Source organism: Clostridium magnum DSM 2767, assembly GCF_001623875.1.
In the GTDB taxonomy this organism is placed as follows: domain Bacteria; phylum Bacillota; class Clostridia; order Clostridiales; family Clostridiaceae; genus Clostridium_AM; species Clostridium_AM magnum.
In genome coordinates, this window is the sequence record NZ_LWAE01000002.1 from 321,789 (window position 1) to 335,888 (window position 14,100).

Sequence of the window (14,100 nt, forward strand, 5' to 3'; positions counted from 1 at the left end):
AATTATTATTTATAGAATATACTTATAATAATTAATCTAAACCTAGATTTGTTGAAAGGATGAGTTTTATGGATTATGGGAAAATAATTTACTATTCAGCAGCACCTATATTTACATTGTTACTGATTTTTATATTATATGCATTTTTAAAGAATTTTAAAAATTTTAAATAATACAAGAAATTTTAATTTCAGTGAAGCTTGTGCAGAATTAATTCTTAATGATTCTATGCAAGTTTTATTAATTTATATATCTTAACTAAAGTGTTATATTTAAAGCATAATTTGATTTAATATTCTAAATTAGGCAAATTTAATAGTTATTTACAAGTGTAATAATATAAAAGCTGTGATATAATTTAGATATAAATTAATACATTTAAAAATTAGGAGGAGAAAAATTGCTTAGATGTGAAATCTGTGGTAAGCAAGCGGATAAACATCATATAGTTTATAGATGCCAAGGAGGCGTTGATTTTCCGCTAAACTTTAGATATCTTTGTTCAGAACATCATAGGGGTAAGAATGGACCTCATAAAAGTAGAAAACTAGATTTAGAGTATAAGTTAGAAATGCAGAAAAGTTTGGAAAATTTATTGTATAAGGATTATTATAATTTAGATGAACTTGTAGGTTTACTTGAAATAAATAAAGGTATGCTAAAAAGACTTCTAAAAGAATACAAGCTGTATAAAGAAGGATATAGAAGTTCCGATATAGTATATAGGCTTATGGGCAAAAAAAGATACACAGAGGACATGCTTGAAGAATATTATGATTTTATAGTAAATTTTTAATCATATATTCCATTAAAATAGAAAAATATGGATATAAAGTGACAAGTGACAGTATTATATTAAATCACTTGTCTTTAAGGTTAATAAAATTTGCATTTAGGATATACTTCGGAAAAATTTTCAAAATATTAAGTTAAATGCAAAATCATAACATAGATCATAACTTTTAATAATTGACTAACTAAGTTCATCATTATTATGAAATAAATATAAAGGTATAATTTTCAATGTTCTAATCATAACTTTTATAAAACACAATAAAAAGGGGGGCTTCTAAAATGCAAGAAAATATATTAATGCTTTTAAAACTAGATGAAATCAAGAATATTACAAAAGGCTTAAAGGTTGCTCTGGATGCTATTAATAAAAGTGAAAATTCAGATGATGGAAATTTGAAAGAAAATATAGAGGATGTATTGGTAAAACTATTAAATATAGAATATGAATGCTATAAAAATATAGAATAGAGATTTTATATAATAATTCATGTAAAAATACTATATTAAGTTTATACATTATTTTTAGCTATATGGATAACCTATAAATGAAAAGTAGATACAAGGAGGCTTTAAATAATGGATAGATTTGAGTTAGAAGATATAAAAGAGATTCATGTAGGTGATCTACCATCAGCTAAAAAAGGTATAATAGACAGTCTTACAGGAAAAGATACTTACAAGGATGAAATACCTTTTGAACATATGTCATCATATAAAAAAGGTCATGAGATTGGAACACAGGTAGAAAACTTGTTGAAGGGTGATCAAAGAGATTATTAAAAATTTAGATAAAATATTTTTAGCTCCTACTTGAAAAAGTAGGAGTTTTAGATTTGACCTTAAAATACATGCACGTATGGGAAACTGTGATAAAATAAAAACATATAATTCTAGGAGGGTCTAACTATGAATCTGCTAAGATTAAATAAATTACTAAAGGAAATGGAAATAAACAACATACCTCAGATGCTAATTTCTGATCCAGCAGCTATTTTTTATTTGACAGGAAAATGGATTCATCCTGGTGAGAGAATGTTGGCATTATATATAAATTTAAAGGGAATTAATAAGTTGTTTGTCAATGAATTATTCACAGTAACAGAAGATTTAGGTGTTGAAAAAGTATGGTTCAATGACACTGAAGATGGAGTAGAAATAGTTTCAAAATATGTAGATAAAGAAAAAACAATGGGTGTCGATAAGAACTGGCCAGCCCGTTTTTTATTAAGGCTTATGGAATTAAAGGGGGGAAGCACTTTTGTTAATGGATCTTCAATTCTAGATACAATTAGGATGTGTAAGGATGAAAATGAAAAGGATTTGATGAGAGAAGCCTCAAGAATAAATGATTTAGCAGTGGAGAGAATTATTAAACTTGTGCCAGAAATGCATACAGAGAAAAAGATGTCACAGCTTTTATTAGGTATATACGAAGAACTGGGAGCTGATGGATTTTCATTTGATCCAATTATAGCCTATGGTGTAAATGCCGCAGATCCACATCATGGTTGTGGAAACACAATGGTAAAACCAGGGGATAGCATAATAATCGATATTGGATGTGTTAAGGATTCATACTGTTCAGATATGACTAGAACTGTGTTCTATAAATATGCATCAGATAAAGCTAAAGAAGTATTTAATATAGTTTTAGAAGCTAATAAGAAAGCTATAGATATGGTTAAGGCTGGTGTAAGATTTTGTGATATAGATGCTGCAGCCAGAAATCATATTGATGCTCATGGATATGGCAAGTATTTCACCCATAGAACAGGTCATTCAATAGGTATTGACGTTCATGATTTGGGTGATGTTTCTTCAGTAAATACTGATAAAGTTGAACCAGGAATGATATTTTCTATTGAACCAGGTATATACTTACCTAGAGAAGTTGGAGTAAGGATAGAAGACCTAGTATTAGTTACTGAAGATGGCTGTGAAGTTCTTAATAAATATGATAAAGGATTAGTTATAGTTGAATAATTAACAGAATAATTATGTTTAAGTTATATATTTACGTAATTTAAAATAAAATAATAATAAGACATCCTTATATGATTTTGACTAATACAAATAGAAAACTTATAATTATCTTGAATGAAGTGTAAACTTGAATCAGATGGGGTTTCGTCTACGACCCGGGTCTTTGCCCGTTAAATGTCATTTAGGCATTTAAACCCCATCTGATTCTTAGTTGAACGAATCCAGGGACGTAGCCGCTCTTTACTCCCACTTTGGAAAAGATGAGAGTATTAGAGCGGGTAGTCATCGGATAAAAACATTGTAAAGAGGATGGAAGATTTATGAATATAGCATTTTTTCTTACGCCAAAAAAGGACTTAGTATGTGCGACAGTTAATTCTACAATGAGACAAGCTTTGGAAAGAATGGAGCGTTATAGGTTTACAGCGATACCAATTATAGATGAAAAAGGTAGGTATGTAGGAACCTTAACGGAAGGAGATCTACTTTGGAAATTAAAAAATACTGAAGAATTGAGTTTTAAGGATACTGACAAAATATTGTTAAAGGATGTACCAAGACGTGTGAATAATAAGCCGGTATATATAGATTCAGATATTGAGGATTTAGTATCCCTGGCAGTAAATCAGAATTTTGTTCCTGTAGTTGATGATAATAGGGTATTTATCGGCATTATTAAAAGAAGTGATATAATAGATTACTGCTACAAAAACTTATTTAATAATAAAACAGTTACTTAAGTATTAAAAGGGATTTTCCTAAAAATAAAGTGGAAAAAAATCACTATGAATTTCAATGATATTCATAGTGATTTTACTATATTAAATACAAAGGATTAGGATTATTCTAAACATGCTGTATCATTTGTGCATCTTGAGACAGACTCTTGTAGATGTATATACTAAACATAGACTGCTGATAAGGTAGATAAGAATTTCAATTTAGATTATAAATGAGATCCGTTATCGTTGTTGGATAAAACCCTTTGCTTTTGAGCGATACCTGCAGGATTTCCACGCTGCATATAGCCATTGTCAGCTTCTCTACTTGCATTATCTTCAGCATCCATGGATTGAAGTTTTCGATTTATTAGTATATCCGATTTCTTATTTGCCATAAATTTATCCCACCTTTATTTTATTATAATAGTCATCTTCCTGAGTATTTACCGGATGTTCCGGCTGATTCTTTCTCAAATCTGCCTTCTTCGTCTTTAGATGATGTAAATTTACGTTTTTTATCTGGTGTTAGCATTTTAACTTTTTTCCTAGTCATCTATAACAACACTCCTTTCGAGATTTAGTTTTTCCTTTAAGTAATGTTTTATTCTTAATAAAGAAATTCCCCTCTAGTAAATTAAAGAAAAACATTTACTGAGATAATCTTAGTAAAATGGTATAAAAACCATAAAATGGCGTAAATTTAAAGAGATATGAGGAATAGTGGAGTTGAATATTTATACATTACAGATTACAATTGGAATTACAGGATTAATAAAACAATACAAAAGTAATGATGGAGAGAGTAATTATGTGAATTCTTCAGAGAGCTAATGGGTGCTGTGAATTAGCGATGAAACATAATGAAACTAGGTCCTAAACTGCAGGTTGAACTTAAGTAGGCTGAGCCGTAAAACCTACGTTACAGGTAAAAGTGGATTTATTCTATGTAATTCATCTAAATAAATTATTTTAGAATTATGGATTATATAGATATTTCAATAAGGGTGGTACCGCGTAATAATCGTCTCTTTCATTTAAGAGGCGTTTTTTTATTTAGTTATAATTATTTATAGGATTTTCGCGAAAGTTCCTGAAATTATTTATGAAGTAAAACTTGAATTAATATTCTGAAAATTTTGAATAATAAAGGGGGCTAAAATTATGAATATTTCTTTTTTAGTAGTTGTTGGGTACATTATTATATTATTTTGCATTAGTTTCTATGCGAGAAAAAAGGCTTCAACAGGTACTACCGAGGGCTATACATTAGCAGGAAGAGGATTAAACACTTCACTTATTACAGTTTCAATGGTTGGACTTGCTATAGGGGGAGCTGCAACTATAGGAGTAGCAGAGCAAGCAAATAAAGTTGGTTTGTCAGCAGGTTGGTATACGGTAGCCTGGGGTGTAGGCTCCATACTTATGGGGTTAGTTGGGGCTAAAAGATACAGAGAATTAAATGTCTCTACAGTACCAGAAATGTTTGAAAAGTTTTATGATAGAAAAGGAAGAATTGTAGGAGTAATAGGTCAATTAATAATTCAGCTTATGGCCACATCCATTCAATACACAGCAGGAGGAGCAATACTATCTTCCTTACTACCTTCTGTATTTACTTTAAAATCAGGTATGATTGTCAGTGCTTGTGTATTTATAGGAATAACCTTTATTGGGGGGATGTGGTCTACAGGGCTTTGTAATTTCTTTAATGTACCTTTAAAGTATACAGGGATTATAGTTGTTACATTGTTAGCATTGAGTGCTAATGGAGGAATACATAATATTGCATTAAACCTTCCAGATGCTGCAACCTATTTCCATCCTACAAAAGGATTAGGATTGCCTACAATAATTGTGTGGTTTATAGTAATGATTACTGAATGTTTTTCACTTCAAGGAGCAGTACAGATAGCATTTTGTGCAAAGGATGGAGATGCTGCAAGGAAAGGATTTATAATAGGTGGGCTTTTAATGATACCTATAGGTTTTCTGGCTGCATTGCTTGGAATAGTTGCCAAAGCATCTTATCCAGAGGTTGCTGCAACTATGGCACTTCCACAAGTAATTACTTCTTTAAATCCACTACTTGCAGGGTTAACTTTAGCTGCTTTATGGGCAGCAGATGTCTCTACAGCTTGTAATTTGCTTTTAGGTTCAGCTACTTTAGTTTCTCAAGATATATATAAAAGATTTATAAATCCTAACATAGAAGAAAAGAAACTTATGTTAATGACTAAAGGCTTTGTAATAATTCTCGGAATAATAACTTTTATGATAGCGTTAAAAGCTAGTGGAATATTAAAAATGGTAATGTTAGCATTAAGTCTTACTACAGCCTTCTCTATAGTTTTTGTACTTACTCTATTTGCACCATCAATTTGTAGAAAAAATTCAGCTTTTAATACTGGATTAGCAGGCATAATTGTACTAATATTGTGGCAAGCAGTGCCAGCTGTTAGAGTGGTTCCTCATGTAATATATGCGGAGTGGATTGTTTGTTTGGCAGTATTTTTAATAACACCATTATTTGATAGTACAAGTATCAAGTCTGGCATAGAAGAGAATGCAGCATAGTGAAGTGAAACTTGAATCAGATTGGGTTAAAATCCTATCTGATTCTTAGAAATATTAGAGCGGGTGGTCATCGGAAAATTAAAATATTTTTTAGAAAATTTCTAATTGACAAACAGAGATTGACATGATATTATATACACAAGCTATAAAAAATAATCCTTTGACGAGGAAGAGTATCTAATTAATTTAGATAAAGAGAGCCGGGGATGGTGGAATCCTGGTACGATAATTATTAGTGAATGGACCTTCGAGGAGTAACCCCGAAATTTAAAGATATGCTTTAAATAGTAGTAGTTACCGTTAGCCATACGTTACAATGGATAGAACATGTTAGTGTTCGAAGTATTAAGGGGTATTTAATTTTTTAGATACAATTTAGGTGGTACCGCGGATATGATCTCCGTCCTAATTATTTAGGACGGAGTTTTTTATTATCTAAAAACTCTTTAAGGACTTTTAAAATAAATTTTAAGGAGGTATTAGAATATGTTGTGAAAGAAACTTTACACAAAACATAATTCAGATTATTATGAAGATTTAGCTATAAACAATATTTATAAAAAGAGGAGAGATTTGTTATGAGTATAAAAAAGATTATTATAAATTCACTATTTTTAGGTATAGGAGCTGTACTTCACCAAATTACACCACCAATATTATTAGGAATGAAGCCTGATTTTTCTTTAGCAATGTTATTTATTATAATGGTATTAAATGAAGATTATAAAACATGTTTAACATCAGGTATTGTAGCAGGGATATTAGCAGCAGCTACTACAACTTTCCCAGGAGGTCAGTTAGCTAATATAGTAGATAAGCTTATAACTACAAATATAATGTTTTTGGTATTAATGCCTTTAAGAAGTGCTTTCAACAATCAGATAAAAGTAATAATAGCATCTGTTTTTGGAACTTTAGTAAGTGGAACAGCATTTTTAACAGTTGCACTAATAACAGTGGGATTACCTGCAAACTTCCGTGTACTATTTTTATCTGTAGTTCTTCCAGCTTGCTTAATAAACGGTATAGCAGGAACTGTTCTCTTTAATGCTTTAAATGTAGCTTTAAAGAGAGGCGCTATTAAAGGAATATAGATAAGAGATTATAAAAAAACTTGAATCAGATTGGGAAATATCTGATTCAAGTTTTTTTTACGGGTAAGCTATAAGCTTACATTTGATTAGTGGAATGCTTATAGTAGTTTATCGGCTGATTTTCAGATTTATTTACTGGAAATGTTTGGATTTTAAAGCTGTATATCTATAGCTTTAGAAAACTATTAGTTATACTTTTTAAGGATACCTTCTAGTATTCTGGCATGACGGCCTTCATCCTTAGAAGCTATATTAAAAAATTCTCTAGCAGATTCAATTTTAAGACTATTAGCTTTTAATGCATCAGTTTTTTTAGCGTTATTAGCAAAAATTTCTCCTTCTAACATTTGTCTTATGTCCTGAAAACAATCATCCGTTATCATTCCGTTAAGTTCAGCACAAGTTGCAGCATGATCTATTTCTTCTAATGCCAAAACTTTTAGAATTTCTGCAATATCACCATAGCCTTGTCTCTGGGCTTGACGAGCGATAGCCATATAAAGTCCTGCTTCTTTTGTCTCTCCGGTAAAAGTTTGTTTTACGGACCTTTCAAGTTCAGTACCCTTAGTTTCTCCTAAGGCAGTTTCAAAAGTTAATTCAATTTTATCCATAATTGTAAATCCCCCTTAAATAAATATTGTTTGTTAAATAGGAATTAAATACTACCTTCTAGTATTTTTATAAGCTTCAAATATCTTAGTAGAAAGTTCTGTGTTATATTGTTTTACATCATCTATATATAAGAGAACGCTTCCGTTATAATCTAAAGGATTCCCAAATAAAATTACCTCACAAGCACTTCTAAGCATATTTATAATACATTCTTCATCATGATAAGCATTGCAGTTTTTACATTCATTAAGAATAAGCCCGATAGTGTCTACTATAGATTTTTCATCGAAAACTTTTGTATCAAACAAAGGTATGTTATCTATTTCACCATCAATAAATTGCTCCCCAGTTTTTAAACAGGTAAGAAGATTTTTTTTACAATAGCCAACTAAACAATTCTCCTTAGAGCATGTACCACAATCCTGTTCACTTAAGCAACATTTTCCTACAGCGGTAATAAGAGAATTGAAATTTATATCTGTTTCCATACGCCCCACTCCTTAAATTAATCTATAATCAATATTATATAGTATTGATTATAGATTATCAAATAAAATTTGGAATTAGAGGGTATAAAAAGCAGCTAATCTAGTGTTAAAAACTAGAATTAGCTGCTTTGCTAAAAAATATTACTCATGTTCCATTTGATGAATACTCATTTCTCTATTTTTTTGTTTTTCTTCCACGGATGATAAAGTTTTTTCATCTAATCTTGAACCAAAATGCTCTAAATATTCCTTTGTATCATCATAGTTTTCCTTTAAGTTTTCAAGTGGGTGATCGTCATATTCAGCACCATATACGATGTTATTCTTTATGTGCTGAATTTCTGCTTTTCTCTCAGCCTGTATATCTCTAGCATGTGCTCTATTTTTAGGATCCCCTATATCTGAATACTGTTCTAAGTGTCTTTCAGTTCTTGTGTAATTTTCTACAGTATCAATTAATTGGTCTAAACGATGTTCGTTTTGTTCCTGGAGTCTTCTTTTTTCTACTTCTCTATCGTGTTCTCTATCATTTGTCATATTGTAATTCCTCCTCACTTCAATCGAATGATACAATGTTATTTTGAGTTTTCTCGTGAGGTTTGATACTATAAAATGTTTTCTAAATTTACAATTATTTTATCAAATATAAGACATCTTCAAAAATAACTTAGGTTTTTCATGCTTAAATCCAAAGCTTTAAAGGAATGATTTAATGCTCCAGTAGAAATATAGTCTACACCAGTTTTTGCTATAGCCTGTATAGTATCTAAGGTAACATTTCCAGAGGCTTCAGTTTCTGCTTTTCCATCTATTATTCTTACAGAGGCTTTTAAAGTTTCTATATCCATATTATCAAGCATTATAATATCAGCTTTAGCTTCTAGAGCTTCTTGAAGCTGATCTAAATTTTCTACTTCGACTTCTATCTTTCTTACAAAGGGAGCATTTTTTCTTACTGCTTCAATAGCATTTTTTATTCCTCCAGCTGCATCTATATGGTTGTCTTTTATGAGAATTCCATCATTAAGTCCAAATCTATGATTGACTCCGCCGCCTATTTTTACTGCATATTTTTCAAATAATCTCATGTTAGGTGTAGTTTTTCTTGTATCTAGAAGCTTAACATTAGTTCCTGCTAATTTTTCTACGAACTTTCCTGTAAGAGTAGCTATACCGCTCATTCTTTGAAGAAAATTTAAAGCAACTCGTTCACCACTTAATAATGTTCTTGTGTCTCCATATATTTCTCCGATTTTTTCCCCCTTATGCACTAAAGTTCCATCTTGAACATAGAGTTTTACCTCAGCATTGCCTAAAATAACAAAAACTCTTTTGAAGATTTCAAGGCCGGCTATAACACCATCTTCTTTACATATCAAATCAACAGCAGCATTCTTACCTTCTTCAACTATAGCATTTGTAGTTATATCACCGTAGGACAAGTCTTCATTAAGAGCTCTTTTTATAATATCATCAGCAAGTAACCAATTCATCTTTTAAATCTCCTCTAAACTTCATTATATTGTTTATCAAAACTTTTTTATTTATATTTTCATAGTATTCTATATTATATTTAAGTTTTGGAGCTTCTACATCTATTAGGGATAAATCATCGATTGTATTATTTATAGATAATGCTCCTCGCTTTGAGAAAACCAAGCCTTCTAAAAGAGAATTACTAGCTAATCTATTAGCACCGTGAATTCCAGTGCAGCTTACTTCTCCAAAAGCATATAAATTTTTCATTGATGTTTTTCCATGTGAATCTACATCTATGCCACCCATAAAATAATGTTGGGCTGGAGAAACAGGTATAGCTTCTTTTGTTATATCAACGCCATTCTCCAGACATTTTTCATATATAGTAGGAAATCTTTTAATTATAAAATTTTTAGGCATAAAGCTAATATCAAGATAAACATTTTTTGATTTAGTTTTATGTTCTTCTTCATATATGTGTCTTGTGACTACATCTCTCGGCAATAGCTCATTTACAAAGCTTGCTCCGTTGCAGTTAATAAGCTTACCGCCTTCGCCTCTCACAGATTCGGAAATTAAGAATTTTCTTTCTGAAGATTTTTCAGTAAAAAAAGCAGTAGGGTGAAATTGTATATAATTTAGATTTTTAATCTTAATTATATTCTTTAAGGCAATAGCTATTCCATCACCAGTTATTATTCTTTGATTTGTAGAGTTCTTAAATATACCACCAATACCGCCTGTTGCCATTATAGTAATCTTAGCATGTATATTAAATTGTTTATTACCCTTGATACATATTCCTCCAGCGCAGGTATTATATTTTTTTAGTATATCTATTAAGTGGCAATCTTCATATATCACTATATTATTTTTTGATTTGACATTGTTTAGTAGGACTTCTTCTAATCTTTTCCCGGTTATATCCTTATAGTGCACGATTCTATTAATACTATGAGCAGCCTCACGGGTATAGCATAGACCTTCCCTATCCTTATCGAAGTCTACCCCTATATTAGTAAGATTGTTTATATTCTCAATGGATTCTTCTGCTAAAATTTTAACTGCATTAACATCATTCTCATATTGGCCAGCTTTTAAAGTATCTTCAATAAAAGAATCTATGTCGGTAGAACCTCTTGCTACAGAGATACCACCCTGTGCTAGATTAGTATTACATTCATCTAATTTGCCCTTTGAGATCATAGTTATTTTTAAATCATTTTTTAGGTTAAGAGCAGAGTAAAGTCCAGCAACACCTGTACCAATAATTAAAACATCAGTGAAAATATCCATTTTTTACCTCCTGAGCTCGTGCATATTAATGAGAGCTCCATAAGCATTTAAACGTATTTCCTCATCAATTTTTATATCGTATTCCATATTTAAAAGACTATTGTAAACATCCTTCAAATAAGTTTTTTTCATGTTAACACAGCTCATGCCACCGCCAGGAATGTAAAATTTCTTTTCGGGATTTTTAGACTTAATTTGATGAAGGACACCTTCCTCAGTAACAATTAAGAATTTTTCATTTGAGTTATTATTTACAAAGTTTATAATTTCTCCTGTACTACCTATGAAGTCAGCAGCATCTCTTACAGGCTTTTCGCATTCAGGGTGGGCGGCTATTAAAATACCATTGTGAAGCTTTTTAGCGATTTCTAATTCTTCAACCTTTACTTTTTTGTGTGTTATACAGAAGCCATTCCAAATAATAAATTTTTTCTCTGGAACTTGCTCCTGGATGTATCCACCTAAGTTTTTATCGGGTAAAAATATTATTTCCTCTTCTTTTATATTTTTTATTATTTTTAAGGCATTAGATGAAGTGCAGCATACATCGGATAAAGCTTTTACTTCAGCAGAAGAATTTATATAACAAACAATCTTTGCATTTGGATGCTTCTCCTTTAACTCTTTAACTCCTTCAGCATCAGCCATGTCGGCCATAGGACATCCAGCGTCTATTGCAGGCAGAAGTACAGTCTTTTCAGGTGAAAGTATTTTAGCGCTTTCAGCCATAAATTTAACGCCACAAAAGACTATTACTTTTTCATCACAATCTTTTGCAACCTTGCTTAAATAATAAGAATCACCAACAGCATCTGCTATATCCTGAATTTCAGGTCTTTGATAATAATGAGCTAGAATTATAGCACCTTTTTCTTTTTTTAATCTTAATATCTCTTCTTTTAAATTAATTTCCATATTTATGCCTCCAAACAATATACAATATAGAATTACATGTGTATATACACTTGTATATAATAAAATATTATCACTAAAATGTATGAATATCAACTAGGATAGACATAAAAAATAATAAGTTACTTTAATGATACTATAATACTAAAAAGTGCATTATTGATATTTACTCTGTAATAAAATAAAATGAGAATAATTAAAAGAGAGGAGTGATATTAATGCCAGTTGTTAAAATTGGGATGTCAAAGCTTACTAAAGAAAAGAAAAAAGAGGTAATAGAAAAAGTTTCTGAAACATTAAGCGAAATAACAAATGTACCAAAGCAGGCTTTTGTTGTACTTATTGATGAGTATGACACTGATAACATAGGCGTAGGTGGCGTACAGCTGTCTGAACGTAAATAATGCAAAAACTTCCCTAGAATATTCTAGCGGAAGTTTTTGTGTTATTTAATCTATTTTTTTAAGATAACATCATGTAGTAGAGCGTAACCTTTATATATTTTTATTTTAGCTAAGTAATTCCAAGTCATTTCACTTTCATATTTAAATTCATGAGTTGGTGTTAAACCTTCTTTTTCAGATGAAAAATATTTATCTAAATTATAATTTACATATACTCTTGGATCGATCTTATCATTTGGTTCTTCTTCTTGGTAAAGAGTAAAAAAGCATTTTAAATACAAACCTGAAGTGGGTTTTTTTAAGGTAATATAATCTACATCATAAAAGTTACCATTCTTTTTTAAAACAGCATATCCATTCATAGGATTATAGTTTTTATATTCTTTATTTAATATTTCAGTAATGAATTTTGATCTATCCAAATGATTTATACTATATTCAATAGATAAATTTTTACCTCTGAAGGAATCGGAAGAACTATAAGCATTGGCCTTTATATATACTTCAGTTCCCTTATATAGAGTTAGTAGAGGAGTAATTGTCATAGAGAGGAGAATAACTACTGGAATGAGCATACATAACAAAAGTTTAGTTTTAAAGCTAATTTTCAACCTTTTCTCCTCCTTTTCGTCTAAATCTTTCAAAATAATAGCCAAAGCCTAATAGAATTAATCCACCTATTATAAAGAAAAGAGACTTAGGTATAAAGTCATATAAAGTATCAAAATAAAATCTCATTATTATAAAAAATATAAAAAGAAGTGAAATTATGTTCTTTTTATTAGTTTGAAGTAATAAGAAAATCAAAAAACATATAGAAAATATTACGCTTATAATTTTGCTGTTTTGAACAGTAAAAAACTTTATGGCCTGCCAATTATCGGGGAAGGTAAGCATCAATCCGGTTACTCCGTATATAATATTTCCTTGAAGGTTAAAGATATATTTATGGTAACCTAAGTAACCAAAATACATGATTAATCCGATTATAAAGAATGTGAAAGTGCTGATAGTATAATTATTAATGTATTTTTCTAAGGTGAAGGCTATAGTATAAAGTACTACTAAATTATTAAAAAATGTTATTATAGGATTAAAGAATAAACGTATGTTACAGTAATATATAAGTGGAATTGCACCAAGGATTGCAATAGGAAAAGTACCTAATGAAAAATGATCAACTATATATATGATTAAAAAAATATCACAGATTATAAATAGTATTTTATCTTTAACAAACAAACTATAAGGAAATATACCTATAGCCCATAGTAGAAAAGCTGTGGAAAAATTGCCACCATAATTAAACATTTGACCAATTAAGAAAATACCAGAACCAAAGGTTAGTAAGCCAATATAAATAGAACTTATACTGGTTTTAGGGTAAGTTTCATAAAGCTTATAATAGATAAAGTTACAAATAAAAAATATCATCATTATGATGGAGAATTTATAAGATTTACCTATAACCCTCCAGTTACTAGCTATAAAGCTTAGTATACCTAGTCCTAGCAGCAGAGAACCAACTAGTAATAATATAGTTACAAAGTTTAATCCGGATTTTAGGGAATACTGGTTAAGTATATTACTGTGTTGTTCCTCCGATATCAAATTATTTTCTTTATAAAAAGAAAGTTCTTTATCTAGAAATTTAAAATTCTTTTTGGAAACACTTCTTTTATCCATATCGACTACCTCCTTTTATATATTTTATCCAGCCACTACCTGTTCTAATACTTCC

At 30.2% G+C, this 14,100-nt stretch carries 18 protein-coding genes and 2 other annotated features; of the genes, 8 read left to right on the forward strand and 10 right to left on the reverse strand.

What is annotated here, in order from left to right; all coding sequences use genetic code 11:
* The first annotated feature begins 400 nt into the window (after positions 1–400).
* The 5 genes from CLMAG_RS09095 to CLMAG_RS09115 all read left to right on the forward strand — a co-directional run bounded on the left by CLMAG_RS09095 (position 401) and on the right by CLMAG_RS09115 (position 3,518).
* Complete coding sequence (locus tag CLMAG_RS09095) at positions 401–796, forward strand: HNH endonuclease (protein WP_066621315.1); 396 nt, start codon at positions 401–403, stop codon at positions 794–796.
* 278 nt (positions 797–1,074) lie between these two features.
* A complete protein-coding gene (locus CLMAG_RS09100; protein WP_066621318.1) occupies positions 1,075–1,263 on the forward strand; it encodes a hypothetical protein in 189 nt (62 codons plus the stop codon).
* A gap of 108 nt (positions 1,264–1,371) precedes the next feature.
* Positions 1,372–1,575, forward strand: a complete 204-nt coding sequence (locus CLMAG_RS09105; RefSeq protein ID WP_066621321.1) for a hypothetical protein — start codon at positions 1,372–1,374, stop codon at positions 1,573–1,575.
* Between the two features lie 126 nt (positions 1,576–1,701).
* Positions 1,702–2,778, forward strand: coding sequence for a M24 family metallopeptidase (locus CLMAG_RS09110; protein ID WP_066621330.1), 1,077 nt, complete (start codon positions 1,702–1,704; stop codon positions 2,776–2,778).
* A gap of 320 nt (positions 2,779–3,098) precedes the next feature.
* Positions 3,099–3,518 (forward strand): CBS domain-containing protein, encoded by a 420-nt coding sequence (locus CLMAG_RS09115; RefSeq protein ID WP_066621336.1) that lies wholly within the window; start codon positions 3,099–3,101, stop codon positions 3,516–3,518.
* A gap of 206 nt (positions 3,519–3,724) precedes the next feature.
* Here CLMAG_RS09115 and CLMAG_RS32950 read toward each other — a convergent pair whose 3' ends face one another.
* Positions 3,725–3,895, reverse strand: a complete 171-nt coding sequence (locus tag CLMAG_RS32950; RefSeq protein ID WP_169809798.1) for a hypothetical protein — start codon at positions 3,893–3,895, stop codon at positions 3,725–3,727.
* Between the two features lie 32 nt (positions 3,896–3,927).
* Entirely contained in the window at positions 3,928–4,053 is a 126-nt protein-coding gene (locus CLMAG_RS34255) for a hypothetical protein (protein ID WP_278330111.1), read from the reverse strand.
* A 228-nt stretch (positions 4,054–4,281) separates the two neighbouring features.
* Positions 4,282–4,532: a binding site (T-box leader), on the forward strand.
* 129 nt (positions 4,533–4,661) lie between these two features.
* Between CLMAG_RS34255 and CLMAG_RS09120 the strand changes: the two genes are divergently transcribed.
* Both CLMAG_RS09120 and CLMAG_RS09125 read left to right on the forward strand, forming a co-directional pair.
* Positions 4,662–6,074, forward strand: coding sequence for a sodium:solute symporter family protein (locus tag CLMAG_RS09120; protein WP_066621338.1), 1,413 nt, complete (start codon positions 4,662–4,664; stop codon positions 6,072–6,074).
* Positions 6,075–6,225: 151 nt separating this feature from the next.
* Positions 6,226–6,485 (forward strand) — a binding site (T-box leader).
* A gap of 167 nt (positions 6,486–6,652) precedes the next feature.
* Entirely contained in the window at positions 6,653–7,168 is a 516-nt protein-coding gene (locus CLMAG_RS09125; RefSeq protein ID WP_066621339.1) for a tryptophan transporter, read from the forward strand.
* Between the two features lie 185 nt (positions 7,169–7,353).
* Here CLMAG_RS09125 and CLMAG_RS09130 read toward each other — a convergent pair whose 3' ends face one another.
* The 6 genes from CLMAG_RS09130 to nadA all read right to left on the reverse strand — a co-directional run bounded on the left by CLMAG_RS09130 (position 7,354) and on the right by nadA (position 11,958).
* Complete coding sequence (locus CLMAG_RS09130) at positions 7,354–7,779, reverse strand: ferritin family protein (protein ID WP_066621343.1); 426 nt, start codon at positions 7,777–7,779, stop codon at positions 7,354–7,356.
* Positions 7,780–7,830: 51 nt separating this feature from the next.
* Positions 7,831–8,268, reverse strand: coding sequence for a hypothetical protein (locus CLMAG_RS09135; protein ID WP_066621346.1), 438 nt, complete (start codon positions 8,266–8,268; stop codon positions 7,831–7,833).
* Between the two features lie 141 nt (positions 8,269–8,409).
* The gene (locus CLMAG_RS09140) at positions 8,410–8,805 is read right to left on the reverse strand and encodes a hypothetical protein (protein ID WP_066621348.1); all 396 of its coding nucleotides are present in this window, start codon (positions 8,803–8,805) and stop codon (positions 8,410–8,412) included.
* Positions 8,806–8,924: 119 nt separating this feature from the next.
* Positions 8,925–9,761, reverse strand: coding sequence for a carboxylating nicotinate-nucleotide diphosphorylase (gene nadC, locus CLMAG_RS09145; RefSeq protein WP_066621350.1), 837 nt, complete (start codon positions 9,759–9,761; stop codon positions 8,925–8,927).
* Positions 9,742–11,043, reverse strand: coding sequence for an L-aspartate oxidase (locus CLMAG_RS09150; protein WP_066621353.1), 1,302 nt, complete (start codon positions 11,041–11,043; stop codon positions 9,742–9,744). Before CLMAG_RS09150 ends, nadC begins: the two co-directional genes overlap by 20 nt.
* Before the next feature lie 3 nt (positions 11,044–11,046).
* Positions 11,047–11,958, reverse strand: coding sequence for a quinolinate synthase NadA (gene nadA, locus CLMAG_RS09155; protein WP_066621356.1), 912 nt, complete (start codon positions 11,956–11,958; stop codon positions 11,047–11,049).
* A gap of 215 nt (positions 11,959–12,173) precedes the next feature.
* On the opposite strand from nadA, the gene dmpI reads away from it, so the two are divergent.
* A complete protein-coding gene (gene dmpI / locus CLMAG_RS09160) occupies positions 12,174–12,359 on the forward strand; it encodes a 4-oxalocrotonate tautomerase DmpI (RefSeq protein WP_066621358.1) in 186 nt (61 codons plus the stop codon).
* A 50-nt stretch (positions 12,360–12,409) separates the two neighbouring features.
* On the opposite strand, the gene CLMAG_RS09165 is transcribed toward dmpI, so the two are convergent.
* Positions 12,410–12,970, reverse strand: a complete 561-nt coding sequence (locus tag CLMAG_RS09165) for a GDYXXLXY domain-containing protein (protein ID WP_066621359.1) — start codon at positions 12,968–12,970, stop codon at positions 12,410–12,412.
* Positions 12,960–14,045, reverse strand: coding sequence for a DUF2157 domain-containing protein (locus CLMAG_RS09170; protein WP_066621360.1), 1,086 nt, complete (start codon positions 14,043–14,045; stop codon positions 12,960–12,962). Before CLMAG_RS09170 ends, CLMAG_RS09165 begins: the two co-directional genes overlap by 11 nt.
* Positions 14,046–14,100 lie beyond the last annotated feature (55 nt).

Excerpts from the sequence above, each read along its gene's own strand:
- CLMAG_RS09120 (WP_066621338.1), top strand. The coding sequence starts at position 4,662 with ATGAATATTTCTTTTTTAGTAGTTGTTGGGTACATTATTATATTATTT.
- CLMAG_RS09170 (WP_066621360.1), bottom strand. The coding sequence starts at position 14,045 with ATGGATAAAAGAAGTGTTTCCAAAAAGAATTTTAAATTTCTAGATAAA.
- nadA (WP_066621356.1), bottom strand. The coding sequence starts at position 11,958 with ATGGAAATTAATTTAAAAGAAGAGATATTAAGATTAAAAAAAGAAAAA.
- CLMAG_RS09115 (WP_066621336.1), top strand. The coding sequence starts at position 3,099 with ATGAATATAGCATTTTTTCTTACGCCAAAAAAGGACTTAGTATGTGCG.
- CLMAG_RS09110 (WP_066621330.1), top strand. The coding sequence starts at position 1,702 with ATGAATCTGCTAAGATTAAATAAATTACTAAAGGAAATGGAAATAAAC.
- CLMAG_RS32950 (WP_169809798.1), bottom strand. The coding sequence starts at position 3,895 with ATGGCAAATAAGAAATCGGATATACTAATAAATCGAAAACTTCAATCC.
- CLMAG_RS09100 (WP_066621318.1), top strand. The coding sequence starts at position 1,075 with ATGCAAGAAAATATATTAATGCTTTTAAAACTAGATGAAATCAAGAAT.
- CLMAG_RS09140 (WP_066621348.1), bottom strand. The coding sequence starts at position 8,805 with ATGACAAATGATAGAGAACACGATAGAGAAGTAGAAAAAAGAAGACTC.
- CLMAG_RS34255 (WP_278330111.1), bottom strand. The coding sequence starts at position 4,053 with ATGACTAGGAAAAAAGTTAAAATGCTAACACCAGATAAAAAACGTAAA.
- nadC (WP_066621350.1), bottom strand. The coding sequence starts at position 9,761 with ATGAATTGGTTACTTGCTGATGATATTATAAAAAGAGCTCTTAATGAA.
- CLMAG_RS09150 (WP_066621353.1), bottom strand. The coding sequence starts at position 11,043 with ATGGATATTTTCACTGATGTTTTAATTATTGGTACAGGTGTTGCTGGA.
- CLMAG_RS09105 (WP_066621321.1), top strand. The coding sequence starts at position 1,372 with ATGGATAGATTTGAGTTAGAAGATATAAAAGAGATTCATGTAGGTGAT.
- CLMAG_RS09135 (WP_066621346.1), bottom strand. The coding sequence starts at position 8,268 with ATGGAAACAGATATAAATTTCAATTCTCTTATTACCGCTGTAGGAAAA.
- CLMAG_RS09125 (WP_066621339.1), top strand. The coding sequence starts at position 6,653 with ATGAGTATAAAAAAGATTATTATAAATTCACTATTTTTAGGTATAGGA.
- dmpI (WP_066621358.1), top strand. The coding sequence starts at position 12,174 with ATGCCAGTTGTTAAAATTGGGATGTCAAAGCTTACTAAAGAAAAGAAA.
- CLMAG_RS09130 (WP_066621343.1), bottom strand. The coding sequence starts at position 7,779 with ATGGATAAAATTGAATTAACTTTTGAAACTGCCTTAGGAGAAACTAAG.